19 protein-coding genes and 5 pseudogenes are annotated in these 25051 nt (G+C 68.1%); 10 read left to right on the top strand and 14 right to left on the bottom strand.

The window, feature by feature from the left end; translation table 11 throughout:
• Positions 1–51: 51 nt before the first annotated feature.
• The gene (locus tag AC2H4J_RS09075) at positions 52–1017 is read left to right on the top strand and encodes an IS481 family transposase (protein ID WP_487464541.1); all 966 of its coding nucleotides are present in this window, start codon (positions 52–54) and stop codon (positions 1015–1017) included.
• An 81-nt stretch (positions 1018–1098) separates the two neighbouring features.
• On the opposite strand, the pseudogene AC2H4J_RS09080 reads toward AC2H4J_RS09075, so the two are convergent.
• Positions 1099–1572, bottom strand: a pseudogene (locus AC2H4J_RS09080) (ISAzo13 family transposase); the annotation flags it as partial.
• Between the two features lie 151 nt (positions 1573–1723).
• On the opposite strand from AC2H4J_RS09080, the pseudogene AC2H4J_RS09085 reads away from it, so the two are divergent.
• Positions 1724–2287 (top strand): annotated as a pseudogene (locus AC2H4J_RS09085) (ISAzo13 family transposase); the annotation flags it as partial.
• Here the strand turns inward: AC2H4J_RS09085 and AC2H4J_RS09090 are convergent.
• Positions 2277–2761, bottom strand: a pseudogene (locus AC2H4J_RS09090) (transposase); the annotation flags it as partial. The pseudogenes AC2H4J_RS09085 and AC2H4J_RS09090 overlap by 11 nt on opposite strands.
• Positions 2762–2951: 190 nt before the next feature.
• Positions 2952–3308, bottom strand: coding sequence for a RidA family protein (locus AC2H4J_RS09095; protein ID WP_487464542.1), 357 nt, complete (start codon positions 3306–3308; stop codon positions 2952–2954).
• Positions 3309–3858: 550 nt separating this feature from the next.
• On the opposite strand from AC2H4J_RS09095, the pseudogene AC2H4J_RS09100 reads away from it, so the two are divergent.
• The 4 genes and pseudogenes from AC2H4J_RS09100 to AC2H4J_RS09115 all read left to right on the top strand — a co-directional run.
• Positions 3859–4086 (top strand): annotated as a pseudogene (locus tag AC2H4J_RS09100) (NADPH-dependent FMN reductase); the annotation flags it as partial.
• 14 nt (positions 4087–4100) lie between these two features.
• Positions 4101–4280, top strand: a complete 180-nt coding sequence (locus tag AC2H4J_RS09105; protein WP_487464899.1) for a hypothetical protein — start codon at positions 4101–4103, stop codon at positions 4278–4280.
• Between the two features lie 146 nt (positions 4281–4426).
• Positions 4427–4753 (top strand): helix-turn-helix domain-containing protein, encoded by a 327-nt coding sequence (locus AC2H4J_RS09110; protein WP_487464543.1) that lies wholly within the window; start codon positions 4427–4429, stop codon positions 4751–4753.
• A 783-nt stretch (positions 4754–5536) separates the two neighbouring features.
• Positions 5537–6526, top strand: coding sequence for a quinone oxidoreductase family protein (locus AC2H4J_RS09115; protein WP_487464544.1), 990 nt, complete (start codon positions 5537–5539; stop codon positions 6524–6526).
• 546 nt (positions 6527–7072) lie between these two features.
• Here AC2H4J_RS09115 and AC2H4J_RS09120 read toward each other — a convergent pair.
• The 7 genes from AC2H4J_RS09120 to AC2H4J_RS09150 all read right to left on the bottom strand — a co-directional run bounded on the left by AC2H4J_RS09120 (position 7073) and on the right by AC2H4J_RS09150 (position 14483).
• Positions 7073–8314, bottom strand: coding sequence for an FAD-dependent monooxygenase (locus AC2H4J_RS09120; protein WP_487464545.1), 1242 nt, complete (start codon positions 8312–8314; stop codon positions 7073–7075).
• A 198-nt stretch (positions 8315–8512) separates the two neighbouring features.
• A complete protein-coding gene (locus AC2H4J_RS09125) occupies positions 8513–9352 on the bottom strand; it encodes an alpha/beta hydrolase (RefSeq protein WP_487464546.1) in 840 nt (279 codons plus the stop codon).
• 117 nt (positions 9353–9469) lie between these two features.
• Entirely contained in the window at positions 9470–10738 is a 1269-nt protein-coding gene (locus AC2H4J_RS09130) for an ABC transporter substrate-binding protein (protein ID WP_487464547.1), read from the bottom strand.
• On the bottom strand, positions 10738–11913 hold the full coding sequence (locus AC2H4J_RS09135) for a branched-chain amino acid ABC transporter permease (RefSeq protein ID WP_487464548.1): 1176 nt from the start codon (positions 11911–11913) through the stop codon (positions 10738–10740). Before AC2H4J_RS09135 ends, AC2H4J_RS09130 begins: the two co-directional genes overlap by 1 nt.
• A 1-nt stretch (position 11914) precedes the next feature.
• The gene (locus tag AC2H4J_RS09140; protein WP_487464549.1) at positions 11915–12805 is read right to left on the bottom strand and encodes a branched-chain amino acid ABC transporter permease; all 891 of its coding nucleotides are present in this window, start codon (positions 12803–12805) and stop codon (positions 11915–11917) included.
• Positions 12802–13635, bottom strand: coding sequence for an ABC transporter ATP-binding protein (locus tag AC2H4J_RS09145; RefSeq protein ID WP_487464550.1), 834 nt, complete (start codon positions 13633–13635; stop codon positions 12802–12804). The genes AC2H4J_RS09140 and AC2H4J_RS09145 overlap by 4 nt, the downstream gene beginning before the upstream one ends.
• Positions 13635–14483 carry an ABC transporter ATP-binding protein gene (locus tag AC2H4J_RS09150; protein ID WP_487464551.1) on the bottom strand — a complete coding sequence of 283 codons (849 nt, stop codon included), beginning with the start codon at positions 14481–14483 and terminating at the stop codon, positions 13635–13637. Before AC2H4J_RS09150 ends, AC2H4J_RS09145 begins: the two co-directional genes overlap by 1 nt.
• Positions 14484–15619: 1136 nt before the next feature.
• Here AC2H4J_RS09150 and AC2H4J_RS09155 point away from each other — a divergent pair.
• A pseudogene (locus AC2H4J_RS09155) lies at positions 15620–15883 on the top strand (transposase); the annotation flags it as partial.
• 22 nt (positions 15884–15905) lie between these two features.
• Here the strand turns inward: AC2H4J_RS09155 and AC2H4J_RS09160 are convergent.
• On the bottom strand, positions 15906–17048 hold the full coding sequence (locus tag AC2H4J_RS09160) for a cupin domain-containing protein (protein WP_487464552.1): 1143 nt from the start codon (positions 17046–17048) through the stop codon (positions 15906–15908).
• 656 nt (positions 17049–17704) lie between these two features.
• Here AC2H4J_RS09160 and AC2H4J_RS09165 point away from each other — a divergent pair.
• The 3 genes from AC2H4J_RS09165 to AC2H4J_RS09175 all read left to right on the top strand — a co-directional run bounded on the left by AC2H4J_RS09165 (position 17705) and on the right by AC2H4J_RS09175 (position 20715).
• On the top strand, positions 17705–18436 hold the full coding sequence (locus AC2H4J_RS09165; protein ID WP_487464891.1) for an IclR family transcriptional regulator: 732 nt from the start codon (positions 17705–17707) through the stop codon (positions 18434–18436).
• A gap of 296 nt (positions 18437–18732) precedes the next feature.
• Positions 18733–19635 carry an alpha/beta fold hydrolase gene (locus AC2H4J_RS09170; RefSeq protein WP_487464553.1) on the top strand — a complete coding sequence of 301 codons (903 nt, stop codon included), beginning with the start codon at positions 18733–18735 and terminating at the stop codon, positions 19633–19635.
• Between the two features lie 348 nt (positions 19636–19983).
• Positions 19984–20715 carry an IclR family transcriptional regulator gene (locus tag AC2H4J_RS09175; protein WP_487464892.1) on the top strand — a complete coding sequence of 244 codons (732 nt, stop codon included), beginning with the start codon at positions 19984–19986 and terminating at the stop codon, positions 20713–20715.
• 436 nt (positions 20716–21151) lie between these two features.
• On the opposite strand, the gene AC2H4J_RS09180 is transcribed toward AC2H4J_RS09175, so the two are convergent.
• From AC2H4J_RS09180 to AC2H4J_RS09190, 3 genes are all read right to left on the bottom strand, one after another.
• Complete coding sequence (locus AC2H4J_RS09180; protein ID WP_487464554.1) at positions 21152–22312, bottom strand: alcohol dehydrogenase catalytic domain-containing protein; 1161 nt, start codon at positions 22310–22312, stop codon at positions 21152–21154.
• 642 nt (positions 22313–22954) lie between these two features.
• On the bottom strand, positions 22955–24157 hold the full coding sequence (locus AC2H4J_RS09185) for a CaiB/BaiF CoA transferase family protein (protein ID WP_487464555.1): 1203 nt from the start codon (positions 24155–24157) through the stop codon (positions 22955–22957).
• Positions 24154–24837: an enoyl-CoA hydratase/isomerase family protein gene (locus AC2H4J_RS09190; RefSeq protein WP_487464556.1), complete on the bottom strand. Its 684-nt coding sequence runs from the start codon at positions 24835–24837 to the stop codon at positions 24154–24156. Before AC2H4J_RS09190 ends, AC2H4J_RS09185 begins: the two co-directional genes overlap by 4 nt.
• Positions 24838–25051: the final 214 nt, after the last annotated feature.

A 25051-nucleotide genomic window follows, 5' to 3' on the forward strand; every position in this document is an offset into this window, starting at 1 on the left:
TCCGGAAGGAGTGGCGGTGCTTGACGTCGCCGTTCCCAACCGGAGGTCTCCGTGGCCCACGCTAATGCCCGCACGACCCTGTATGCCCGCAAGCTGATCGTCGCCCGTGTCCGAGCCGGCCACCGTCCCGGTGAGGTGGCCAAGCAGCTGGGGATCAGTCGGCAGACGGTCTACAAGTGGGTCCGCCGCTGGCGCACCGAGGGCGATGCCGGGCTGGCCGACCGCTCCTCTCGCCCGCATCGGATGCCGCGGCAGACACCCGCGGAGACCGTGCAGCGGACCATCGCTGCTCGCATCGCCCACCATGCCGGCCCGGTCCGGCTGGCCGCGCTGGTGGGCGTGGCGGCCTCCACCATCGGCGCGGTGCTGGCCCGAGCCGGGCTGCCGCGGCTGGCCGAGGTCGACCGGCTCACCGGCGAGGTGCTGCGCGGCCGACGACACAGCGAGCGCCGCTACGAGCGTGAACGCCCCGGTGACCTGCTGCACGTCGACGTCATGAAACTCGGCCGCATCCCCGATGGCGGCGGGTGGCGGGTGCACGGCCGGGAGGCCACCGTCGATCACCGGCACAAGACGACGCTGATCGGCTTCGACTACGTGCACGTCGCCATCGACGACCATTCCCGGCTGGCCTACGTCGAGGTGCTGCCCGACGAGCGGGTGGCTACCTGCGCCGGCTTCCTGACCCGCGCCGTGGGCTGGTTGGCCGCCCGGAACGTCACCGTGGCCCGGGTGCTGACCGACAACGCGATGAGCTACCGCCGCGGCAACGCCTGGATCGCCGCCTGCGCCGAGCTAGGCATCGGCCGCCGGTTCATCCAGCCCGGCCATCCCTGGACCAATGGCAAGGCCGAGCGGTTTAACCGCACGCTGCGCACCGAATGGGCCTACGCCACCGCCTGGACCAGCAACGACCAGCGGACCATCGCCCTGGACAGCTGGCTGGAGCACTACAACACTGCCCGCAGCCACTCCGCCCTGAAAGGTCAGCCGCCGATCAGCCGCCTCGCCGCGTGAACAACCTGTCTGGTTGCGACACCTAGTCCAACCCGCAGAAGACCCTGCGAACCGGTCGCCACCGGTCGCGGCGATGGTGAAGTTCCAGGCGCCGTGCCGGGCATGGGCGACAAGCGGCAGTCGGCGCAGCTCGCCAGCGGGAACGGCGATCCCGAGCCGGTAGCTGCCGGGATCCAGCTCCGCCGGCACCCGCAGCCCGGTCCGGATACGCGTGGAGGCGATGGTGGCCACGACGACCTGATGGCTGGTCAGCGGCCGGCCACGCCAGTCCATGGTGATCTGCGAGAACAGTCGCTGCTCGATCTTGTTCCACTTCGAGGTGCCCGGCGGGAAGTGGCAGCGTGATCGTCAGGCCAGTCTCGGCGGCCAGCGCCGCCAGCTCGGCGTTCCATAACCGGTAGCGATAGCTGTTGGAGCCACCTGCATCGGCGGCGACAAAAGCCGGTTTGAGCCCGGGTGGTCGACCATGCCGCGGGCGACCCACCAGTGGCGGATCGAGGCGACGGCGAACGCGAAGGTGTCGTGGTCGACCCCCGACGTTAACCAAGCCGGCATCGGTGCTCAGGTCGTGGACGCCGTAGGGGATGCCAGCCGCATCTCCGGGCCCATGCTGAAGAAGCTGTGGTCCTCCACTGGGACGGGGTCGCCCTTCGGGCGCCATTCCGGGCCAGCCGCGACCAGATCGGGCCGGTAGATGCCGAGGAGCGCGCCCGCGCTAGTGCTGGCGGTCCTTGCCGACCCGCGGCTGACGGGTATGACGGGCGGCGAGTTGGCCGAGTTGGCCAGCCTGCTGGCGCCGACGCAGGCAGCCCGGGCCGCTCAATGGCGCTTCGAGCAGTGCGGTGGGCCGCGGCGCCGCGCGGCCCGTGCGGGCAGCACGGGACTGCTCACCAATGCCGACCGGGTGTTGATTACCGTCGTCTATCAGCGCCAGCTCTGCTCGATGAACGCGCTCTCTGACCTGCTCGGGGTCAACGCCAACTCCATCGGCCGAGCCGTCGCCGACACCCGGGCTCTGCCGGCCGAGCACGGCCGAACAATCCCGCCGAGCACTCTGCGCTTCGCCACCGCAGAGGCGCTCACCGAGTTCGCGTCACGCAGCCGCCCGGAACCGGCCCGGCCACGGCTGGCCCGAACGGCTCGCCGAACCCGCGCTGACTGGCATGACGCGAGCCGACCTCGCCCTAACCGGCCGGGTAGTTCCCGTGCTGGCGGCCCGCCCGAACGCCACCGACACGAGCCGGGCAGCCCTTCGCCGCCGCGTCGAGGAACACGTAGGGGAACGCGATCTCGGCCAGCGAGCGGTCGCGGAAGGCTGCCACCTCGTCGAGGTCGGCGCAGATGCGGGAGACCTCGGACCTGGAAATGCCGGTGTCGGCACCCAGCGCCTGGACCAGGTCGTCGACCTTCCGCGTCAAGACGCAGTGCAGGTAGGCCTCCATCCCCGCCGCGAACAGCGCCTGATCGATCCGTCGGCGGCGTCCCAGCAGCGAGGAGAAGAATGAGCCGGGCCGCAGCTTCGGGATCCGCAGATCCCCATCCCCGGCCGCGGTAGTCAGCGTCCGCGCTCGGTGACCGTTGCGCTGGGCGGTGCGCTCGTGCGGGCCGGCGCCGATCACCGCGGTGAGTTCGGCCTCGATTATGGCCTGAAAGATCTGGTGGCTGCCGACCAGACGCGGTCGTCGACATCGGTGGCCTTCAGTGCGTCGAGCACCTCGAGCAGGGCAGACTGGTCCAGGGCCATCGTGTGCTGTGTCCTTCCGCGAGAACCACTGGCCTGGTCTCGCTGACCATCACACGATGGCCCCTCGCCCGTGAACAACCACGCGGGCCGTGCCCTGGACTTACCCCATGCGGGGCGTCACCTGAGACGCGGCGTCGACCTGCGTCACGGCAACGAGCGGGCCTGCTCGTTGAATGCGGGGACGAAGGGCTCAGGGAAGGACGGCGGTGACGGCGACCTCAACGAGAAGGCCCGGCATCGCCAGGGCCGAAACCTCCACGGCGGTGCTGGCCGCGAGCACCCCGCCCGTTATTTCCCGCTTGACCGCCCCCCAGGCCCCAAGGTTGCTCATGTCGGTCAGATACACCGTCATCGCGGTGATGTCGTCGAACCCGGCACCGGCCGCCTCGAGGGCGAGGCCGCAACTGCGGAGCGCCACCCGCGCCTGCTCGGCGAAGTCAGTGGAGACGAGCTGCATCTGCTCGTCCACGCCCCCCTGGCCGGCGACGTAGACCACACCACCGGCCACGACGACCTGGGCATAGCCGCGGGGCTGCGAGTCGAACAAGCCCGGAACCTGGAGGACACGTCGCTGTCTATTGATCATGACGCGGCACGCTAACAGCCCGCAAAGGGCCCCGTGGAGTGTGTTGGTAATCTCATTTACTGGTTGCGGAGGCCCGCTATAAGATCCGCTCGGTCCACGACCCGGATCAGTGTCGCTGCCGGGCCCGCTCACCACCGTCGAGGGCCAGGCGCTGCAGCTGGCCGGCAAGGTTGGTGGCCAGGTCGGCGTGCGCTGCGGCGTTCGCATCTGTCGTCCTGGTGTTAACCGCTGTTAACGTAACGAAAGGGTGTGCTAACTCAATCCGTGCGGATCGACGGACGGTCCTCTCGGTCCGCTCTGTTGGACGCAGAGATGGACTGGTCTGAAGGATCGACATAGCGTTCGGCGGGGGTGACAGCGACTTCACAGTCGTGGGTATCTCCGGCAGCCTCCGGGCCCGATCCAGCAACACGAACCTGCTGCGTGCGGCCATCGATCTCGCGCCTGCGGGGACATCATCGAGCCGTTTTCCGGCATCGGCGAGCGGCCGATGTATAACCAGGATCTCGATATGGATGATCCGCCGCAGCCGGTCGCCGACCTACGCCGCCGGATCACCGAGGCCGACGCCGTGCTTATCGTCACTCCGGAGTACAACTACTCGATCCCCCGCGGGCTGAAGAACGCCATCGACTGGGCGGCGCGTCCACCCCTTGACCATTGCTTGTCCCGTAAGCCTGTCGGAGCTATTGGAGCGTCTTGGGGAAACTTCGGCACCCTGCGGGCACAGCTCGCGCTGCGCCAGGTGTGGTTGTGGACCGAATCGATCCCCGTGACGAGGCCGCAGGTGCATGTTTCCGGGCGCACGAGCGGTTCGACGAGCACGGCAACTTCACAGATGAGGAGACGGCGACGATGGTGGTCGAACTGCTGCGCGCGCTCCGGCGAACCGCTGAGTCCGTCGCCGGGAAGGTCCTGCCCGCCGGCGGCTGAGCGCCGGAGACGGCAGGATGCGTCGTCGGGCCCACCCCGCCCGGGTGGGCCGGCGTGGGCAAAGGGTTTGCGAATGGGTTGACGGATTTCGAAAGATGGTGCGGTGGGTCGCACAGCGGACCGCCTGAGACAAGAGGGGTGGTTCGGTGCGCAGTGTGCGGACGGCCTTTCATGTCTTGCAAGCGGTGGCGGACAACCAGCCGATCAGGCTGAGCGAGGTCGCCCGACGCCTGGAACTGCCCAAGAGCACCGTGCAGCGCAGCCTGGTCACGCTGGCGGAATTGGGATGGATCCGGTCCGATGGCGGGGACTTCGCGCGCTGGGGTCTCGGGGAGCGCGTTCGGACGCTGAGCGACCAGGTGGACGATCTTGCTCCGTGGCGTGACGTGCCGCTGCCGGTGCTCATCGAGATCAACGGGGACACGCAGGAGGCGGTCGACCTGGACGTGCCGGAAACAGCCCGATGTGGCTGATCGAGCGCCGGGACAGGCCGCACGCGTTGCGCTTGGTCAAGCCGATCTGGACGCGGTCGCCGTTGCATGCGGGGTCGCCGGAAAGTCGGTGCTGGCCCGGTACCGGAGAGCATGATCGAGAGCTACCTGGACGCCGGGCTGAGCGCGGTGCCCCCGCAAACCTTCACTGATCCGGAGGATCTGCGCGCCGAGTTGATGACGATCCGTCGCGGGGTCATGCCATCGCCGACGAGGACTCAATAAGGGCGTCGTCTCGGTCGCGGCGTGCGTGCAGCCTCAGGGCTGGCGGCCGATCGCGCCCATCAGCATCTCGACGCCGGACAGCCGCATGCCGGCTGACATCCGGGCGGGTACGGGCACAAAGTGACGGCCGCCGCGGCCCAGGTGGTCGCGTACATGCGCGGCTTTGACCGTGCCGTCCGGCGCGACGGCGTTCCCAGCCGGGGTGGCCGTTCTGGGGTGAGACGCCCTTGTCGTGGGCCGGAAGGTTGCCAGTCGGTGGTCCCCACAGCGGGACAGGTGTTCCTTTATGCAGACCGGCGCGGGTAAGGTCGAACCGGCTGGTCGCCGTCCTCGGCGAACACGGAGGCGCAGCGCCCAGCGACGACATCCTGCCCTCGAGGAGGCGACCGTGTCCTATGTCGACAGCCGTGGAGCGAAGCTCTACTACGAGGAAGCGGGCTGCCCGCCGGGAGGTCTGTGGACCCGCGAGCGAGCCGCAGCATCCGTCACCCGACCACAGCGGTCCGGCTCGGGTGCAGCGATGCGCTTGGGGAAGCTGCCGTGAAGGCGATCTGGCTGTCCAAGCCCGGCGGGCCGGAGGCGCTGGAGTACCGCGATGTTCCGACGCCGGTCCCGGGGCCGGGACAGGTTCTGGTGAAGGCTCATTCCATCGGCGTGAACATGCCTGAGGTGCTCGTGCGCCGTGGCGAGTACCCGCACATGCCGACGCTGCCGACAGTGCCCGGGATCGAGATGAGCGGCACGGTCGCCGCGATCGGTCCGGGCGTGCGAACGCTCGGCGAGGGGCAACGGGTGTACGTGTCCGCCCGCGAACTGCCGCAACGAGCCGGGTGCTACGCCGAGTACATCGCTGTGGACGAGTGCGTCCCGTACGTGTTGCCGGAGGGTGTCGGTCTCGAGGCCGCAGCGACGCTGGCGGGCTACCAGGTGGCCTACCACCTTCTCCACAGCGCCACCCGCGGATTCCGCTACGAATCGGTCCTGGTCAGGGCGGCGGCGGGGGGAATCGGTACGGCGGTCGTCCAACTGGCGCGGGCAGCCGGGAAGCAGGTGATCGCCGTCGTCCGATCGGATGAGAAGGCCGACTTCGCGCTGGCCCAGGGTGCGACTATCGCCGTCAACGAGCGATCCCAGGAGCTCGAAGGGCCGGTGCGCGAAGTTACCGGAGGCCGAGGGGTCGACCTCGTCCTCGATCCCGTCGCAGGTGTGGGCTTCTCCCGGAACTTCGATCTGCTCGCGCCGCTCGGCCTGGTCGTGCTCTTCGGAGGCCTCGACGGGTGGCCCCCCGACGTTGTGCCGGCCATGCGGAAGCACTTCCGCAACAGCCCCGCGATGCGCGCGTTCAACATGCACATGTTCAACGACGACCGCGAGGCCCGGCGGCCCGCAACGGAGGAGCTCCTCCGGATGCTCGCCGACGGGGACATCCGGCCGGTCATCCACGGACGGGTACCGCTGGCCGAGGCCGGTAGGGCACAGGCGCTGCTGGAGAGCGGCGGAGTGATGGGGCGTGTGCTGCTCTCCCCGTGACACGCGTGCGCGCAGATCGGGCCGGCAGGATCGCAGCACGCCAGGCGAATTGGGGCTCGCGGCGGCTTCGGGCGTATCTTCCCGGTCCGTTTCACCGATCGCGCGGGGCGCTAGTTGGAGGATTTGGGCTCGCTGCGCAGTGTGCGGACGGTCGTTCACGTGCTGGAGGCGGTGGCGGACAACCAGGCGTCGGGCTGAGTGAGGTCGCCCGACGCCTGGAACGGCCCAAGACGACCGTGCAGCCACGCTGGCGGAGCTGAGATGGTTCCGGTACGACGGCGGGGACTTCGCGCGCTGAGGTCTCGGGGGCGACGTCATGGCGCCGGCAACGATCCGTGTCCCGGGGGTTCGCCCGACTCGCTCACTACGTCCCTACTGTCGCCATGCCGACAGCCAGCTACTGCGCAAGCGCTTGCATTGGTGACTGCCGTTCGGCCTGGTCACGACGCCGAGGAGTCCGACGCCACGTAGGGCCTCTTTCCATGCTCACTTTCCACTGCGATCGCGACAGGGTGCGCTATGAACGAGACCACACGTCGGTCGCCGCTAACCATGCATAGCCGGTGGCGATGATGTCGGACTTCCGCCCCAGAGCCAGTCGTACGCTACCGACGTGTTCCCGCCGTTTGCGGCGATGCGCCGGTCCCGTTCCTGCTGTTCAGGGCCATCCTCGAGGTGGTTCGCGGTCACATTGTTCGCTGAGGCCCATTGCACCGCAGTCGCTCGGGGCCGGCGCGACTCCACGAACTTTTGGAGCGCTGCCGTAACCCCGTCCGATTCGACCCCAGCCATGGTCGACGACAGCGCGGACGCGTCCTCGATCCCCTGAGCCAGGCCCTGCCCTTGGTACGGAAGCATCGCGTGGGCCGCATCCCCGATCAGGCAGACGCGGCCTCGAGACCACCGCGGAAGAGGCGGAAGGTCGAAGATCGGCCAGATGAAGGCCGCCTCCCGCGCGGCCCGCATCAGGTCGAGCAGGTGCGGATCCCAGCCGGCGTACGAGTTCAGCCAGAAGGAGGGCTCCGCCAGGGCCGACCTGGTCTCCTCGGTGTGCTCGCCGGGCAAGGCGGCTCCCAGCGCGAGGAACTTGCCGCCCCTCACCGGGTAGGCCACGACGTGCGACTTCGGCCCGAGCCACACCGTTGTGACGGGTCGCGAGGTCCATTCCATCGCCTCGGAGGAGGGGACGTCGCTAGCGCGGATCAGGTGCACCACTGACCACTCCCCGGTGAAGCGGGGGTTTTCCGGCAGGCCGATGGCAGCGCGCACCGGGGAGTGAATCCCATCGGCTCCGACGATCAGGTCGGCAGGCCACTGTCCGCCCGAGAGGTCCCTCACCACTGCAGGGCCCCCGTCCCCCTCGTCCACCGAGCGTACGGTCGTGCCCAAGTGGAGCGTGACAGGAGGTCCAGACCTCTCGGGGCTGATGGCGGCCCCCAAGAGCACCCGGTGCACGTCGGCCCGATGCGCGGCCCAGAAGGGCGCGCCGTAGCGGGCCTCGACCCAGCTTCCCAGCTCCGTCTCGAAGATCACTGAGCCGTCCTGCCAGCGACGGGCCAGACGCTTGATCGGGCTGCTTGTCACAGCCTCCATCTCTCGGCGCAAACCCATCTCGATGAGCACCCGCACTGCGTTGGGCTGCACATGGAGCCCCGAACCGACCTCGCCGGTGGCGCCCGCCTTCTCCAGGACCGTTACTTTGTGGCCCTGGTCCCGCAGTCCGATCGCCGCGGCTAGCCCGGCCATTCCGGCCCCAACGACAATTACATTAAGCATGATCGCCTCCAAAGTCGTGTCATAAGCCTTCCCGTGGGCAGACAATCTCGATGGTTTGCTACCTCGGGTTTTTGATAGAAATTGACTTCAGTGAGTCCTTTCCGAAGATGTCTCCACGCCGCCGAACGCACTCGGACGAGATCGTGCGATGCTCGGCCTGCTGGCCGGCCCCGCGCGGCCACGGCGGGCTCCGGTGGATCCGGCAGTCCGTCAGACCGGGGGAGGGAAACGCCGTGCTTCGGCGTCGCTCTGTTCCCTGTGGGTGACGGTGCGTTCGAGGAAGGATGTCGTGGCTAGCACGGTGGCCGCCGTCATCGAGGGCGCCCTGTCGAACCCGTGACCGCGGTCGGCGTAGATGTGCAAGTCGCTGGGAATACCGTGCTCGAGGAGGCGCTGGTGGAGGGCGATGCTTGATCGCGGGTAGATCACTGTGTCCGTCGTTCCGTGGAACAGGATGGTTGGCGGAAAGGCTGCGTCGACCAGGCCGATCGGGCTGCCGGCGTCGAGGTCCCCCTGAGTCGCGTCTGGCGGGAAGAGCTCCCAGCTGGGGATACGGCCGAGGTCGTCGAGCTGCCTGGGCGGGGCGCCTGCCGGGTTGGTCGGGGACGGCGCGACCGGGTGGAAGCCGATCGGCGGCGCGTAGGCGACGATCGCAGCTGGACGGTCCGCGAGATCGAGTGCCCCGGTCAGCAAGCCGAGATGCGCCCCAGCCGAATGGCCCTGGACGACGACATGGTCCGGGTCGACATCTAGGTGCGCGGCGTTGACCCGTGCCCAGGCGAGTGCGGCGGCAGCGTCGGCCAGCGCGGCCGGCCACGGGGCAACGTCGAGGAGGCGGTACTGCACGGCAAGTCCGGTGAAGCCGGCCTCGGCCAGCGCGGCGGTCCGTTCGTGCACGTCATCCTTGGCGCCGTAACGCCAGCCTCCACCGTGGAGGACGAGAACCGCACAGCGCCGACTGCTCACCGTGGGCCGGAAGACGTCAAGGGTCAGCTCGACCGTTCCCCGTCGCGTGTACGCGGCAGTCTCGAAAATCTGAGTCGCAGTCATGCACGACCTCCGGTTCAGTGACCGCGAACAAGGGACACAGTTCAGGCGGTGGATTCGATTCGAGCTGGCGCCGCGGTCCCCACTAGGGGTATTCCGGCGCCAGCTCGAACCGTGTGCTCAGGGGAAGGGGTAGTTCTTCGCGGCCTTGGAGTCGTACTGGGCTGCCTCGACATGCAGTCCGCCGATGGCCGTGGGGTCCACGGCGTAGATCGTCACCGGCGACGCCGGAGTGCGCTTCGCCGCCGGCTCCAGTGTGACCGTCGGCGCCAGGCCCTTGAAGTCCAACTTGAGCCCCGACTGCGAGATCTTGACGATGGATGCGTGGCTGAGGTCGCCTTGCTTGACCGCCTCGGTCAGCAGCGTCTCGATGGCGATGCCGTATTCGTACCCCGGAATGAACGCGTTAGGATTCGGCTTTGTACCAGCCGGAGCGTACTTTCCGAAGTCCTCGAGCAACTGCGTCATGCCGGGCACCGACTTGTCGCCCCACTGAACGCCGCTGGAGCTGATCGTCCAGTTCTTGACGAGGTAGTCGGCGATCGGGGAGGAAAGCAGGAACTGGCCGAAGCCGTTGTTCAAGGACAGCCACTGAGGGGTGAAATCCAGCTGGACGGCGGACGTCATCGCCGGGGTCGTGGTACCGCTCGTGCCGCCCCAGATGACGATCTCGCACCCGGCCGACTTGAGCTGGGAGATCTGCGGGGTGAAGTCGGTTGTGGTGGTCGCGAATCGCACCTCTTTGGTGTACTTCAGTCGCAGCTTGTCGGCGGCGTAGGCGGCGGCGACCTTGATGTTCTCCCCATAGGGGTCGTCCTGTAGTAGCCCGCACACGGTCTTGTCCTGTCCGCCGTGCTCGGCGAGGTACGCCAAGCCATTGACGACGTAGGCCTCATAGGTTGGCCGTGGCAGGAGTACGTGCGGCTCTCGCAGGTACGCCGAGGTGTCCGAGACCTGGGTCATCAGCATGTCGTCCGCCTTCGCCTGCGGCAGCAGAGCGCCGGTGATGGCGGTGCCGAGCACGCTGCCGAGCATGACGACGTTGTCGGCCAGGCCGTTGTAGGCGGACAGGGCGGTCTGCGGGTCGTACTTGGTGTCGGCGCTCACCAGTTTGACCTGGTACTTGCCGGCGATCCCGCCCGCTGCGTTGATCCGGTCGATGTAGAGCTGGGTGCCCAGCAGGGTGTCTTGTCCCGCGGCGGCCAATGGCCCCGAAAGCGGTAGGAGGTTGCCGACGCGGATGACTCCCTCCTTGGGATCGAATCCGGGAACGGCGCTGAGCTTCCCGGACGAGGCGGTGCCTCCACTGTCGTTCGCCGAGGTGCCCGCGCACCCGGCGAGCGCCAGCGCGGCGACGGCGAGGCCGACCGCGAGACGATTGATCTTCATCATTCTCCATTCCGGGCGCCGGAGCGCCCCTGGGTGGCCCGGCGGACGCTTCGGCCCAGGCGGGCGACGATGCGGGCGATACCTCCGGGTTCGAACAGCAGGAACAACACGAACAGCAACGCGTACAGGAAGTTGCTGAGCTCGCCGCCCGTGAACCCGAAACCGGCCTCGTTCGGCGCCAGGATGAAGGGGAGTGCCTCGAGGTTCTGCAGGACGAGGGGGACGGCGGCGACGAAGAAGGCGCCGATGACCGGGCCGGCAGTGGTTCCGGAGCCACCGATGACGAGCAGGACGACGAACTGGATCGAGAGTAGGAGTCCGAAGTTGGTCGGCTCCAGGAATCGCAGCTGCTGGGCATAGAGTGCCCCGCACAATGCGGCCAGCGAGCTGGAGACGATGAAGGCGCCCATCTTGGCGCGGAACAGGCTGACTCCCGCCGCGCTGGCGGCCAGCTCGTTGTCGTGGATGGCCCGCATCGCGCGTCCGGTCCGGGACCGGGCGATGTTGCGGACGAGGATGATCGCGAGCACGCAGAATATCCAGACCAGCACGGCGACGCCCTGGGTGGCGGTGTAGCTGGTCCCCCCGATGGTCAGCTCGTTGAAGTCGATCGGGCCGACGGACAGCGGCAGGTTCACCGCCTTTCCTGACGGTCCACCCGTGATGGATCGCCAGTTGGGGAAGATCCACTGGCCGAGGAAGACCAGGGCGAACGTCACCATGATCAGGTTTCCGCCGCTCAGCCGGAGGGCCAGTGGCCCGACGACGGCGCCGATGAGTGCCCCGGCGAGCAGGACTGCCGGCACCCATACCAGCAGCGGTGCGCCGAGCGACATGCCCACCCAGATCCCGACGTAGGCGCCGATGCCCATGAAGAACGCGTGCCCGAGAGATGGCTCACCGAGGTAGCCCGTCAGCAAGTTCAGCGCGACCCCGCCGAGGGTGAACACGCCGGCGGTGGTGAGGATCGACAGCCAGAACCGGTCGCCCACGCTCAGCGGCAGCGTGATCGCAACCACCGTCAGGAGGACTGCGATGCCCAGCGCCAGCACGCGTCGGCGACCCGACCGCGCCGCCCGGGGGGCCGTGACCTCGCCCGTCGACGAGGGTGGGGAGTCGGGCGCGTCGTCGGTGTCTGCGGATGCGGTGGGCGCGGCGGGGGTGGTGGAGTTCATCTCAGGCCCTACTCACGGTTTTCTCGCCGAAGAGACCCTGGGGGCGTAGCAGCAGCACCAGGATCAGGATCATGTATGGGAAGGCGGCGCTGAAGCCCTGCCCGAAGCTCTCGGGTGCGTAGGCAGCCGCCCACTGCTGGGTGAGCCCGATGAGCATGCCGCCCACCACTGCGCCGACCGGTGAGCCGATGCCGCCCAGGAAGAGCGCCGGTAGGGCGGCGAAGGCCACGTCGGCGATCAGCGGCCGGACGCCTCCGCCGACGGCTGTGGCCAGGAGGATTCCGGCCAATCCGGCCAGGGCGCCACCGAGGGCCCAGGAGACCCCCTGCGCCAGACGAGGACTGATCCCCTGAGCGGTCGCCGCCTCGGGGTCGGAGGCCGCGGCCCGCATGGCGAGTCCGATCTTGGTGCGGTTGAACAACAGGAAGACCCCGGCCAGCACGACCAGGCTCAGCCCGATGGTCCACAGGTCCCGGGTGGTGATGCTGATGCCGCCGATCACGATTCGGTCCAGCCCCCACGGATCGCCGAGGTTCAGGGTGTCGCTGCCCCAGATCGACTCGATCACCGGCTGCGCTCCCAGCAGCAGGCCGAAGGTGAGGAAGATGACGACGAGGTGCGAGCTCTCCTTCATGCGCTGCATCACCTGGTTCTCCACGACCAGGTTGATCGCGGCGCACAGGGCGACCGCGATGAAGACAGCGAGGGCGAACGGCAGGCCCCAGTCGTTGATGGCGGTGTAGGCGACGTAACCGCCGATCAGGACCACCCCGCCCTGGAAGAGACTGAGCACGCCGCTGGACTTCATGATCACCATGAACCCGAGGCACACCAGGGCGTACTGACATCCCAGCGAGATGCCGGACACCGTCAGCTGGATGAAATCGCTCATCGTGCGTCTCCCTGCACTTCGAGCTGGCTCTGGTCGGTGGGGGGGTGGCTCGCCCGGTGCTCCAGCTGGTCGCCGATGTAGGCGGCGATGACCTCGGGGGTCTGTCGCACCTCGTCGGGGGTGCCGAGCGCGATCCGCTTGCCGAAGTCGAGGACCATGATCCGGTCGGTGAGGCCCATGACGAGTTCGATGTTGTGTTCGATGAGGACGACCGTGGCCCCGAACTCCGAGCGTGCCCGGCCGATGATCGCAGCCAGCCGGTTCGACTCCTCTGAGTTCATCCCGGCCACCGGCTCGTCGAGCAGGATGCACCGCGGTTCGGCCGCCAATGCCTTGGCGAACTCCACGCGCTTCTTCGTGCCGTAGGGCAATTGGCCGACGGCGGTGTCCCGTACATTGCCCAGTTCGAGCAGTCCGAGGAGTTCGTCGCAGTGCGCCTGTGCGGCGGCCTCGTCGCGACGGGTGCTGGGCAGCCGCAGGGCGCCGGCGACGATGCCTCCGCGCGTCCGGACGTGGCGGCCGACCATCACGTTCTCCAGCACCGTCATCCGGTCGAAGAGCCCGAGGTTCTGGAAGGTGCGCACCACCCCGCGACGGGCGATCGCCGCGGGCCGTTGCCCAGTGAGCCTTTCGCCATCCAGGTGGACGGTGCCGCTCGTGGCTCGGTAGGCACCGGTCAGGACGTTGATCAACGAGCTCTTGCCCGCGCCGTTGGGACCGATGATCCCGAAGATCTCGCCTTCCCGGATGTCGAAGGACACGTCCGATAGGGCGGCCACCCCGCCAAAGCGCAGGGTCAACGAGTCCGCGACCAGCAGATCCTTGGCCATCAGCGGATCGACCCCCCGAGGTCGGCCACGCCCGGGGCCGGATCGCCGGTGGCACCCAGGTACGCCGCCCGCACGGAGTCATCGCGCAGCAGATCCTGCGCTGGCCCCTGGCTCACCAAGGATCCTCGCTCCAAGACGTAGGCGTAGTCGGCCGCCTCCAGCGCGAGGCCTACGTTCTGCTCGATGAGCAGAATGCTCGTACCCCGCCTGTTCAGTTCTTTGATCATGTCGAAGACCTGGCGCACGATGATCGGGGCCAGCCCCAGGGACGGCTCGTCGAGCAGCAGGACGCGCGGTGACTGCATCAGCGCCCGACCGATCGCGACCATCTGCTGCTCGCCTCCGGAGAGGTATCCGGCCGCCGTCTGCGCGCGCTCGGCCAGGGCCGGGAACATCTCCATCACCTGCGCGTAGGACGCCGCGGCATCGGCCTTGCTGCGGCGTGTGAAGCCACCCGCGCGCAGGTTCTCGGCGACGGACAGGTCGGCGAACACCCGACGGCCCTCCATCACCTGGCTCACGCCCCGCTTCACGATCGCTGTGGCACGGAGGCCCGAGATCGTCTCGCCGTCCACTCGCACCCAACCGGAGCGCAGGGTGCCGCCATGAAAGGGCAGCAGGCTCGTGATCGCCCGCAGCAGTGTCGTCTTACCGGCACCGTTGGCGCCCAGTAGCGCGACGAGGGAGCCGGGCATCACCCGCAGCGAGACACCCCGGACGGCGTGGATCGCCTCCCCGTACCAGACGTGCAGGTCGTCGACCTCCAGAGCGGGACGCGTCTGCTCGCCGACACCTGTCGGCGAGAGAGGGGCAGCCGACCGGGGCGGCCGCGTCGAGCCGTGGGGCATGGCGACTCCTTGGGGCGTCTGCGGATGTCGCACCTATTAGGTGCTTGAGATCGTCCGGTTAATGGTCCGTATAGCGGGACAGTCGGTTTGTATAGAGGGACGCTATCGGTTGTTGCTGTGGCGGTCAACACGCACCAGGCATGCTTTCGCTTCGCGTCGGTCGCACGCGCGCCTTGCTGACTGATCAGAGACGTTCGCCCAAGACAACCGTCAAGCGGTGAGCGCTGCGGTACCGCCCAGGCGAGGCCAGGCGGGGATGATCCAGCGCAGCTCACGGCCGCACCGCTGTCCCCGTCGCACGCCTAGGTCGGCGGTGTGCAAGATCGTCCACCCGTGCCGGAAGCAGCGGCTGGGGCAGATTGAGATCGCCGGCCCCACGGCATGCCGGCCTCCACCCGAGTAGGCGATGCTGCGTCGCTGCCGGATCCACCGTCTGTTCCACATCGACCGGGCCACCGGGGAGCCACTCCGCAGTTCCGAGCACCACCGGCAGGGTCCGCAGATGCGCGTCGATGTGACGAAGCTGGGTGACATCGCTGACGGCGGCGGGCATCGCTGCCTCTCCCGCCAGCAGGGCAACCGGAACCAGGCAGCCACGCCGGCAAACCGCAGCCGGCGCTATCCCCTCCAGTTGGGCAGCGTTGTGCACACCGGGCTCGACGACCATAGCCGGGTGGCCCATGCCGAGGTTCACCACGATGAGCCTCGGCCGCGATCCTGGTGCCGTTCCAGGCGGCGGCCTGGTCGCCGCCCGCGGCGTGTTCGTCGAGCGGGTCTCTCCCGGACAATGGCTGGGCGCGCCCCTCCGGCGCCTGGCGCGATGCCTGCGTCGAACTGGGATCACGCCTAAGCGCACCCGGGCTGGTCACCGCACAGACAAAGCTGGGCGAGGAGCCGCGCACGGCTCTGACGGAGCTGATCCGGAGCGCCAGCCGGTGGCGCAGCGGCGCCACACCCGACACGCACCTCCCGTTGCCAAGCACGCACTTCGGAGCCTGGCGCGCCGCCATCAGCAACTGACCGAGGAGCTTCGCGACCTCGACGCGCACGTGACCCGTCTGGTTAGGCAAGCCGCGCCGCAGCTGCTCGCCTCAAGGGACTGGGCCCGCTGACCTGCTCCGCACTTCTGGTCGCGGTGGGCGCAGCCAGAACGGATGCGCAGCGAGTCTGCCTACGCTCATCTCCGCGGAGTTGCCCCGGGGCCAGCCTCCTCCGGCAAGACCGACCGCCATCGACTCAACCGGGGCAGCGACCGGCAGGCGCGGCGTCGGGGCGCCCTTCGACGCTGGCACGTCCTACGTAGCTTCACCTTCACCCGCGTTCGCCAGCTTGACTCGTCTCGGCGGCGTTGCTGCCGAATCTGGCGGGGGAGCACATCGCTGTCAGCCCATGACCGATGAACCGATCAGTCAGCCTCACATGTCAGCCGAGGGTGTCGGCGTCGTGGACCACCTGGCCGCCGGCGGCGGCCATCTCGATGACGTTCTTCCACGGCGCGTTCGCCGCTTGCAGGCGGCGGACCGCCGCCAGACCCCGCTCGTGGCCGGCCGGCGAGTTCAGCGTCACGAACCGAGCTTCGATCTGCGAGTCATTCACGAAACCATGCGTGCAGTCGCGCGGGCAGAAGGCGAACGCGCCTGGCCCGACCGACCGGGTCTCGGTGGCACACGTCAGTGTGAGCGCGTTGCCGGTGACGAAGAAGAGTTCCTCCTCCGTCGGCTGGTGGTGCGGGGGAGCGACCATCCCCGGCATCCCGGACAACATGTTGATCATCGCCGTCCCGCCGCTCACGTCCCCGTTGAGCAGCTCCTTGCGTCGGGTTTCGCCGGCCGCGGCGGCGTCGAATTCGTCGGCTGTGGTGGTGACCAGGCGTGGCGTCGGCGGCCGGCTGGCGAACGCTTCGCGCAACCGGTCCATGTCACCCATCGCACGGACCTCGAACTCGACCGGCAGCACCTCTGCGTTGACCCGCGCATCGTTGTCCAGTGGGAAGTCGTCGAAGTGCATACCGTAGGGCCGCAGTACCTCGTGGAACGCTCCGACCTCGCGCGCACCGGTCGCCACTCCGTGCTGGTGGGCCGCCTGGAACGCGCGATCGGTCCCCGCCGGTGAATGGACCATCATCACCGTGGCCGGGGCGTCGGAGGAGTTGCGCAGGCTCTGCCGAGTTCGGGGTGGTGCGTAGCCCAGGCTGTGCTGCCCGACCGTTGCCTGCGCCGAGCCAATCCTGAGGTCGATCTTCCCTTCGGTAACCAGGAGATAGCTATGGGTGCCGTCGAGATAGTGAGCGGGCAGTTCGGCCCCCGGGGAGAGCACGACGCTGTGCACAGCGAAGCGTCCCGAACTCTGCTCGCCACGTAGCATCGTCCGGACATCCAGCCCGGCCCAGGACTGATCGATGCCAGCCGACCGATCCTCGGCTAGGACCGGCACCGCCGTCAGGACCTGCCACCGCGACCGCAGCTCGGCCAGGTCGGAAGGGTGCTCGATAGTGGCCTGCAACGGTGAGCACGCCGCACCGAGGAGGGCGTCAATCCTCTGGTTCTGCGTGTCGATGACGGACATGGATTCTGTCTCCTTTGGATCGCCGGTCGGTCCCAGCGTCGCTCTGATCCCGCCCGATCCAACCTGGACAGTGGACCGCGTGGATCGCCTAGCGGAACGCTATCCGCAGCCTTCTTTCGTTGTCAACGGCGTGACCCCTACCCTGCGAGACACGCGTCGATCCTGTCTTAGCGCCTTCACCGGGTCCTTCTTCCGGTTCGCCCGAGCACCGCTGAGGAAGCACCGAACCGGTGTCAAAGAACATCCCGCGACTCTGCGACACCGGTCCCGTGATCAGTGGAGCGGCCGTACTCGTAGCCCTGGGCCGCCTCGGGGTCTTAGGTGCACGTGTTCCGGGCGCACGAGCGTTCGACTAACAGGGAAATCTCATCGACGAGGAGATGGGTGCGCTCGTCGTCGACCTGCTCCACGCACTCCGCCGGACGGCACGAGCCGGGACCAGTGAGGAGTTGGGGCAGGTGCGGTGACCATGTGATGCGTGGGCCGCGGTCCCGAGAGGAACCCGCGCTGCTCGAGCACGGCGCCAGGTTCGGCTCACTCCTCGCGGGGAGAGCGTCTGAGCCCGGCATTGTGATCGGGTGACTGGCCGCGCACGATGGAGCGGTCTGCTGTGCGGACCAGAAGTCAACGGTTGAGGGGGTGGCTCGTTGCGCAGTGTGCGGACGGCCTTTCAGGTACTGGAAGCGGTTGCTGACAATCAGCCGATCGGGCTGAGTGAGCTGGCCCGCCGGTTGGGCATGCCCAAGAGCACTGTGCAGCGAAGCCTGGTGGTCCTGGCGGAGCTTGGGTGGATCAGGTCCGACGGCGGGGATTTCGCCCGTTGGGGGCTGGGGGAGCGGGTTCGGACGCTGAGCGATCAGGTGGACGATCTGGGCCAGTTGCGGGACGTGGCGCTGCCGATTCTGAGCGAGCTGAACGGGGAGACTCAGGAGACGATCCACCTGGCTGTCCCCGACAACGGCACGATGCGGCTGATCGAGCGCCAGGACAGCCAGCACGCGCTGCGCTGGGTCAAGCCGATCGGCACTCGGTCGCCGCTGCACGCAGGTTCCACGGGCAAGTCGGTGCTGGCTCGGCTGCCGCAGAACGAGGTCGACGCCTACCTCGAGGGCGGGCTCAGCGCGGAGACGTCACACACCATCACCGATCCGGAGGGTCTGCGCGCGGAGTTGAAGGCGATCCGGGATCGTGGCTATGCGATCGCCGATGAAGAGTTGAACGAGGGCATCGTTTCCGTCGCGGCCTGTGTGCAGCCGGAGGGACGGCGACCGGTGGCGGCCATCAGCATCTCGGCACCGGCCAGCCGCGTGCCACTGGAGATCCGCGCCGGCTACGGGCAGAAGGTGATGGCCGCCGCGGCCCAGATCGCCGGACAGCTCCGCAGCTGAGCCGCACCCTCGTCGTCAGGACCGTCGCGCGGGATGGCGCAGCCGGAGCGGCCGTAGGTTCACGGCGAAACCTTGTTCCACATAACGGGATAGGTGTTCCTCGGAGAGGACCGAGTCAGGTACGGTCGTCACTGAGACCGTCATCGTGTCGGAACCGCCGGGGGCGTGGTCGCCGCTTGCGAGGCGGTCCCTTAGTCCGGTCTTGCGCGAAAGGTGCGTGCGTAGCGAGACAACGGCGCCACCCCTGCCTGCGCCCAATGCCTGCGTCGAACAACATCGCGCCCCGAGGAGGGACCATGCCGCACATCGAGAGCCCGGGACCGAAGCTGTACTACGAGGACACGGGCTCCGGAGACCCCATTCTCTTCCTCCATGAGTTCGCCGCGGACTACCGCACCTGGGAGGGGCAGGTCCGGCGCTTCAGCCGCGACTACCGATGCGTCACCTACAACGCCCGTGGCTACCCGCCCTCCGACGTGCCGGAGGACGGGGATGCCTACACGTACGAGCGCCAGCGCGACGACGCCCTTCGTGTCATGGACTTCCTGGGGATCGAGAAGGCTCACCTCGTGGGCCTCAGCATGGGGGCATACACAGGGCTGCATGTCGCGCTCGCCCACCCGGACCGGGTGCGGTCCCTGGTCTTCTCCAGCGGCGGATCCGGTGCGCCGCGGGACAACCGCGAGGAATACGTCCGCGAGACCCACGCGGGCGCCGACCGGATGTTGAGCGAAGGCATGGCGGCCGGCGCGAACGGCCTGGCCATGGGCGCCACGCGCATCCAGTTGCTGAACAAGGACCGGCGCGGGTGGGAGGAGTTCCGTCAGTACATGTCGGAGCACTCGTCACTGGGGTCCGCGCTGACGTTGAAGAACTTCCAATCGCAGCGCCCTTCGCTGTACGACTTCGAGGCGGAGCTGCGGGAGCTCGACGTCCCGGTCCTCATCGCGACCGGGGACGAAGACGACCCCGTGATCGAAATTGGCATCTTCCTGAAGCGGACCCTTCCCCGTGCGGGTCTCTGGATGCACCCGCAGACCGGGCACGGGATGAACCTCGAGGAACCGGATGCGTACAACGGCTTCCTCGCGCAGTTCTTCAGCGCCGTCGAGAGAGGCGCCTGGCGACGCCGCGACCCGCGTGCTCAGCCGACTCAATCCCTCTTTATGGGGGACAAGGCCGAAGCCGAGCGCGGCTGAAACCGGGTGTCCCTGCTGACCGAACCGCGCTCTGCCGGCGGTGTGGCAACGGCAAGGCGGAGACGATTTCGGTGTCCAGATCCAGGGGCCGGCGGTCTTGGGGTACCGAGAGCTCTGATCCCCGGTGGCCGCGCCGAGACAGGTCCTGGAGAAGGCGCATTCCACAGGTCTGAGGTGCGGTGGTGTGCCGGCCGCTCTTCCACCCGGGACGCTCGGGCGTCCTCGGCGGTGAGTCGCCGGTCATTCCCGGTCCAGGCCTTGCGGACTGCTCTCCTCCGCAGGGTATCGTCCTGGTCCGCCCTACGGACCGCCAGGGGCAATGGTTGAGGGGGTGGCTCGTTGCGCAGTGTGCGGACGGCCTTTCAGGTACTGGAAGCGGTTGCTGACAATCAGCCGATCGGGCTGAGTGAGCTGGCCCGCCGGTTGGGCATGCCCAAGAGCACTGTGCAGCGAAGCCTGGTGGTCCTGGCGGAGCTTGGGTGGATCAGGTCCGACGGCGGGGATTTCGCCCGTTGGGGGCTGGGGGAGCGGGTTCGGACGCTGAGCGATCAGGTGGACGATCTGGGCCAGTTGCGGGACGTGGCGCTGCCGATTCTGAGCGAGCTGAACGGGGAGACTCAGGAGACGATCCACCTGGCTGTCCCCGACAACGGCACGATGCGGCTGATCGAGCGCCAGGACAGCCAGCACGCGCTGCGCTGGGTCAAGCCGATCGGCACTCGGTCGCCGCTGCACGCAGGTTCCACGGGCAAGTCGGTGCTGGCTCGGCTGCCGCAGAACGAGGTCGACGCCTACCTCGAGGGCGGGCTGAGCGCGGTGACGTCCCACACGATCACCGACCCGGAAGGGTTGCGGGCAGAGCTGAAGACCATCCGCGAGCGCGGCTTTGCAGTCGCCGACGAGGAAGTCAATGAAGGCGTCGTTTCCGTCGCTGCCTGCGTGCAGCCGGAGGGTCGGCGGCCGGTGGCGGCCATCAGCATCTCGGCACCGGCCAGCCGTATGCCCACGGAAATCCGCGCCGGCTACGGGCAGAAGGTCATGGCAGCCGCAGCTGAAGTGGCCGCCCAGCTGCGCAGCTAGTTGTACCGGCCGGAGGCGTATTTCGTGCGCTCAATCGTGTGATCAGGGGTGCGCGACTGAGCAGCTGAGGACCCCTGGTGGAGGGGCGAGCCTCGCTCGGCAACCGCCTACCGGCGCAGGACTTTAGGGGCCCGCGACCGGCATCACTGCGATCCGTTCAGCCCAGACCTGCCGCCGGGTCCGAGGACGGCTCGCTGGCGGTGATGCCCGGGCAGGCCCCTCCGAAGGGGCGTTCGAGGCGTGTCACGGCGGGAGCCATGATGCCGGAGCCATCCTCAAGGCGCGGTCGACGAGGCAACCGCCAGAAACCGAGAGTTGCGCGCGTCTTCGTCCCCTGCGCTGGCGGCTTCGGCTCACGCCACTTCGGGGTCGCCGCCTCGTCTCCGTGGAAAGCGACAGCGACCCCGACGTGGTCACACGGCCGCCGGGGAGCCCATCAAGGGGTGATCAGGTAGTTGGTGAATCCACCATGCTGTGTGCCCTGGCCGATGACACTCACTGCCTCGTTGAAGTCCTCGAGGTCGAAGGACACGTGTTCGAAGACGTCGAGATTCACCCTGCCGGCCCTAACGAGCTCGGCCATCTCCTCACCCTGGGGCGTGGTCAACCAGAAGGAACCGAGAAAGCGCTGCTGGCTCAGCATCATGGCTGTGACATCGATCGGTACCGCCCCGTGGACGCCGCCGGGGTTGACATGGGTTCCCCCTGGTGCGAGTGCACCGATCGCGGCCACGAATGCGTCGACCGAGCCGCCGGTCGGGAGCGCGTCGACCACGACATCAGCTCCGTGGCCCTGTGTCTGGTCCCGGGCCCAGTCGCCGACCGACGCGCCGTCGGCGACGGAGAGCACCTCGATGCGGTCCGGCGCCAGGGCTTTGACGTCCTCGAGTCGTTGCGCGTCTCGACCGACCCCCAGCAGCTTGGAAGCGCCGAGCCCCAGCGCGAAGAGGGCAGTGCCCAGACCCAGCGTGCCGGAGATCCCGTTGATGAGCACGGTCGTGTCGAAGCCGACCTCCGCTCGCCGGAGCGCGGCAAAGCCCGTGCCGAGGTAGCCCCACCGGGTGCCGGTCTGCCAGTCGACATTATCGGGAAGCTTCACCAGTGAGTACTCGGGAGCAGTCATGAACTCGGCGAAGCCGCCGAAAGGGTATGCCTCGAGCATGGCGTGCGACTTGGGCCCGATGCCGAAGTAGCCGGTAAAGGCCGAGTACGCGCATGCCGCGTAGTTGCCGCGCCGGCACGTCCGGCAGTTTCCGCAATAGCGGTGCGGATTGACGTAGACGCGGTCGCCCAGCTCGAAACCGTGGACCTGGGACCCCTTCTGGGAGACGACCCCGACCGCGTCGAGCCCATAGATCGTGGGCCGGGACGGGACCGTGACGTAGGGCGACGGGTCGAACATGGCCACCGCGTTGGGAACCATGCCACACGCTTTGACCTCGATGACGACGTCCGTGGGGCGTGGGGACGGCTTGTCGATGAGGTCGATGGAGAACGGCTCACCCGCACGGTGATACCGAGCAGCACGCATCTGCGTCACCGCCTGTGCGCCGCCTGCGGCGTGTGCCATGTTCGGCAGGGTGTCGACTTCGGTCATCCCAGCTCCAGTCTCTTGATCCGAACGCGATCCCAGAGGGAGTGCGCGTCATCGAGCCGACGGACAAGGGACCTATGGGGTCGACTGATGACTAAGCAAGAAGCCTTGGTCCACAGAGTGGACCACGTGCATCTCATAGCGGAACGCTATACGGGCTCGAATGTGACTGTCAACACTGTCCAGCTGCACCCACGGCGGCCGAGGCGCCGACGCTGGCACCTCTCTCGGTAGGTGAACCGAATCGCTACGGACAGCGGGCCGGGGTCGATGCCTCCATCCCCCGCGCAGCTCCGCTCGAGGGATGGCAGGAGATTCCGATGCGGCTACGAGGGGGGCTATCCGGAGGGGCGCTGAGCCGGCGCTCGTCGACCCGGCCGCTGTGAGTCGTGATGCAGGCGGCCTTCTAATTCCCGAGGCCCATTTGTGATCGAGGCCCTCGTCCGGGCAAGCAGTGGGGGTGCGCCGGGTCGGACGAGTCGGCCCGCATTATGGCGCTGACGAGCTCCCACGGGGCCCACGCGGTTGCGACGGATCCGTTGCTCCAAACGGAAGGCTGCCCCGCCGTCCAGCCCAGACGTCGACTCGGGACGAGCCGCCCGATAGCGCGACATGGTGCAGGAGGGTGCCTTGAAGTAGTGACTCTCAGGCGGTGCCGACAACTCCTCGCGCGATCCACTCCGCGACGACGTCGTCGGTGAAGCCGATCTCGGCCAGGACTTCACGGCTGTGCTGACCCAGGGCAGGTGGATGGCGGCGGATGGGGGAGGGGTGACCGTCGATCCACAGCGGTCCACGGAGCAGTGTGCTCTCGCCCTCCACGTCGGCCACGGTTTGCACCAAGCCGAGTGCCTGCACCTGCGCGTCGGCGAAGACCTGGTCCATCGTGTAGATGGGGCCACACGGCACGCCTCTGACTCGTAGCTGGTCCAGCCATTCCTGTGCCGGCTTGAGGGCGAAGTGCTGGTTGAGCTCCGCGTACAGCGCCGTACGGTTGGCCGAACGCCGGGGGGAGTCGAGGTACTCCGATCGGGTGGTCAGCTCGGTAGCGCCTAGAACAGAGCACAGGGTGTGCCACTGCGCGTCAGTCCCGACGGCGACGTTGATGCTGGCGTCGGCGGCTCGGAAGGTTCCGTACGGCGAGACGAGCGGGTGGTCGTTCCCCTGCGCCTCTGGCACTTCACCGAGGGACAGGTAGCGCTGCGCTTGGAATGTCATCAGGGACACTGCGCTCTCCAAGAGCGAAGTGTTCACCCTGACCGAGCGGCCCGACGCTGCTCGGCCGGCGAGCGAAGCGGCGATGCCGAAGGCGGTGTACATGCCTGCGGTCATGTCGATGATCGGCACGCCGGCGCGCATGGGCGTGTTCTCGCCCTCCCCGGTGACCGACATGAACCCCGACATTCCCTGAGCCACCTGGTCGAGGCCTGCGTCGTTGCGCATGGGGCCGATCTCACCGAACCCGGACACGCTGGCGACGACCAGGTCCGGCCGCTCGACGCGCAACCGCTCCCTGTCCAAGCCGAGCTTTGCCAGTACCTCGGGACGGAAGTTCTCGACCAGCACGTCGGCTCGGGCAACCAGCTCTGCCAGCACCGATCGTGCCTCCGGACTGCGCAGGTCCATCGCGATCGACCGCTTGTTCCGGTTGGTGCTCAGGTAGTACAGGCTGCGGGTGCCCTCGCTGTCGTAGGGCGGCCAGTCGCGGGTCGAGTCACCCTTCGGCAGGCCCTCGACCTTGATGACGTCTGCGCCGAAGTCGCCGAGCAGCGCCGTGCAGAAGGGGCCGGCCAGTGCCCGGGTGAGGTCGAGAACGCGGATGCCGCTGAGCGGCCCCTCGGTGGTCATCGGACACTCCCCGGAGCGTTGCTCGCCGCGCCCCGGACGAGGGCCCGGGTGGCTGCGACGGTGTCGGCGTCACCCAGCAGGACGTCGTCGACGAAGCCGGAGATGAGTTCGTCGACGTCCTCGGCGCACGCGTCCACGAGGCCTGCGCGCTCCGCGGTCACCGCATCCATCCGTCGGGCTGTGTACAGCATGCGTCCGGCTTGGCTGGAGCCCATGAGCTCGACCATCCGGGAGATCGCACCGGTCTCGTAGACGATGCCGTAGCGCACGGCTGGGATGGCGAAGAACGCGGTGCGGTCGGCGAACCGGACGTCGCACGCCAGCGCCAGGGCGCAACCGCCACCGACGCAGGCGCCGTCGATGCGGGCGACGGAGGGCGCCGGAAAGTCGGCGATTGCCTTCAGGACGCGGATGAACTGCGCTTCGAAGGATGCGGAGGGGATCCCGTCGGGGTCCTTGACGGTGGCAAGGTCGGCCCCTGCGGAAAAGGCGCCACCGGTACCGCGCAGCACTAGGACGCGGACGTCCGCGCGGGCCGCGGCGGCTTGCAAGTGGGCCAGGATTGCGTCGAGCATCTCCCAGGAGACGGCATTGCGCTTCTCCGGTCGCCGCAGTTCCAGGACGGCTACTCCACCGGACACGTCGAAGCCGACGTGGTCGCACAGCGAGGTGGCACTCATGCGAACCACGGACCAGAAGCGGAATCCGCCGCCGGTGCACCCGCACCCGGCCGGTGGGCTGTTGATGTGCCTGGGGGCCGTGCACTGTTCCACGTGTGCTGGTGCACGATCTTCCTTCCGTCCCTCGGTCCATTGTACGGACCGACTGGATCACTATGAGGAACGCTAGCTGGGGCGGTTTCGCATGTCAAACGACGGGGCGCCCAGGTCGCCG

It is taken from the genome of Blastococcus sp. OS1-29 (assembly GCF_057628075.1).

Bases quoted from the DNA above. Each gene is read 5' to 3' on its own strand.
- AC2H4J_RS09125 (WP_487464546.1), bottom strand. From the start codon at position 9,352: ATGACTGCGACTCAGATTTTCGAGACTGCCGCGTACACGCGACGGGGA.
- AC2H4J_RS09130 (WP_487464547.1), bottom strand. From the start codon at position 10,738: ATGAAGATCAATCGTCTCGCGGTCGGCCTCGCCGTCGCCGCGCTGGCG.
- AC2H4J_RS09135 (WP_487464548.1), bottom strand. From the start codon at position 11,913: ATGAACTCCACCACCCCCGCCGCGCCCACCGCATCCGCAGACACCGAC.
- AC2H4J_RS09140 (WP_487464549.1), bottom strand. From the start codon at position 12,805: ATGAGCGATTTCATCCAGCTGACGGTGTCCGGCATCTCGCTGGGATGT.
- AC2H4J_RS09145 (WP_487464550.1), bottom strand. From the start codon at position 13,635: ATGGCCAAGGATCTGCTGGTCGCGGACTCGTTGACCCTGCGCTTTGGC.
- AC2H4J_RS09150 (WP_487464551.1), bottom strand. From the start codon at position 14,483: ATGCCCCACGGCTCGACGCGGCCGCCCCGGTCGGCTGCCCCTCTCTCG.
- AC2H4J_RS09160 (WP_487464552.1), bottom strand. From the start codon at position 17,048: ATGTCCGTCATCGACACGCAGAACCAGAGGATTGACGCCCTCCTCGGT.
- AC2H4J_RS09170 (WP_487464553.1), top strand. From the start codon at position 18,733: ATGCCGCACATCGAGAGCCCGGGACCGAAGCTGTACTACGAGGACACG.
- AC2H4J_RS09180 (WP_487464554.1), bottom strand. From the start codon at position 22,312: ATGACCGAAGTCGACACCCTGCCGAACATGGCACACGCCGCAGGCGGC.
- AC2H4J_RS09185 (WP_487464555.1), bottom strand. From the start codon at position 24,157: ATGACCACCGAGGGGCCGCTCAGCGGCATCCGCGTTCTCGACCTCACC.
- AC2H4J_RS09190 (WP_487464556.1), bottom strand. From the start codon at position 24,837: ATGAGTGCCACCTCGCTGTGCGACCACGTCGGCTTCGACGTGTCCGGT.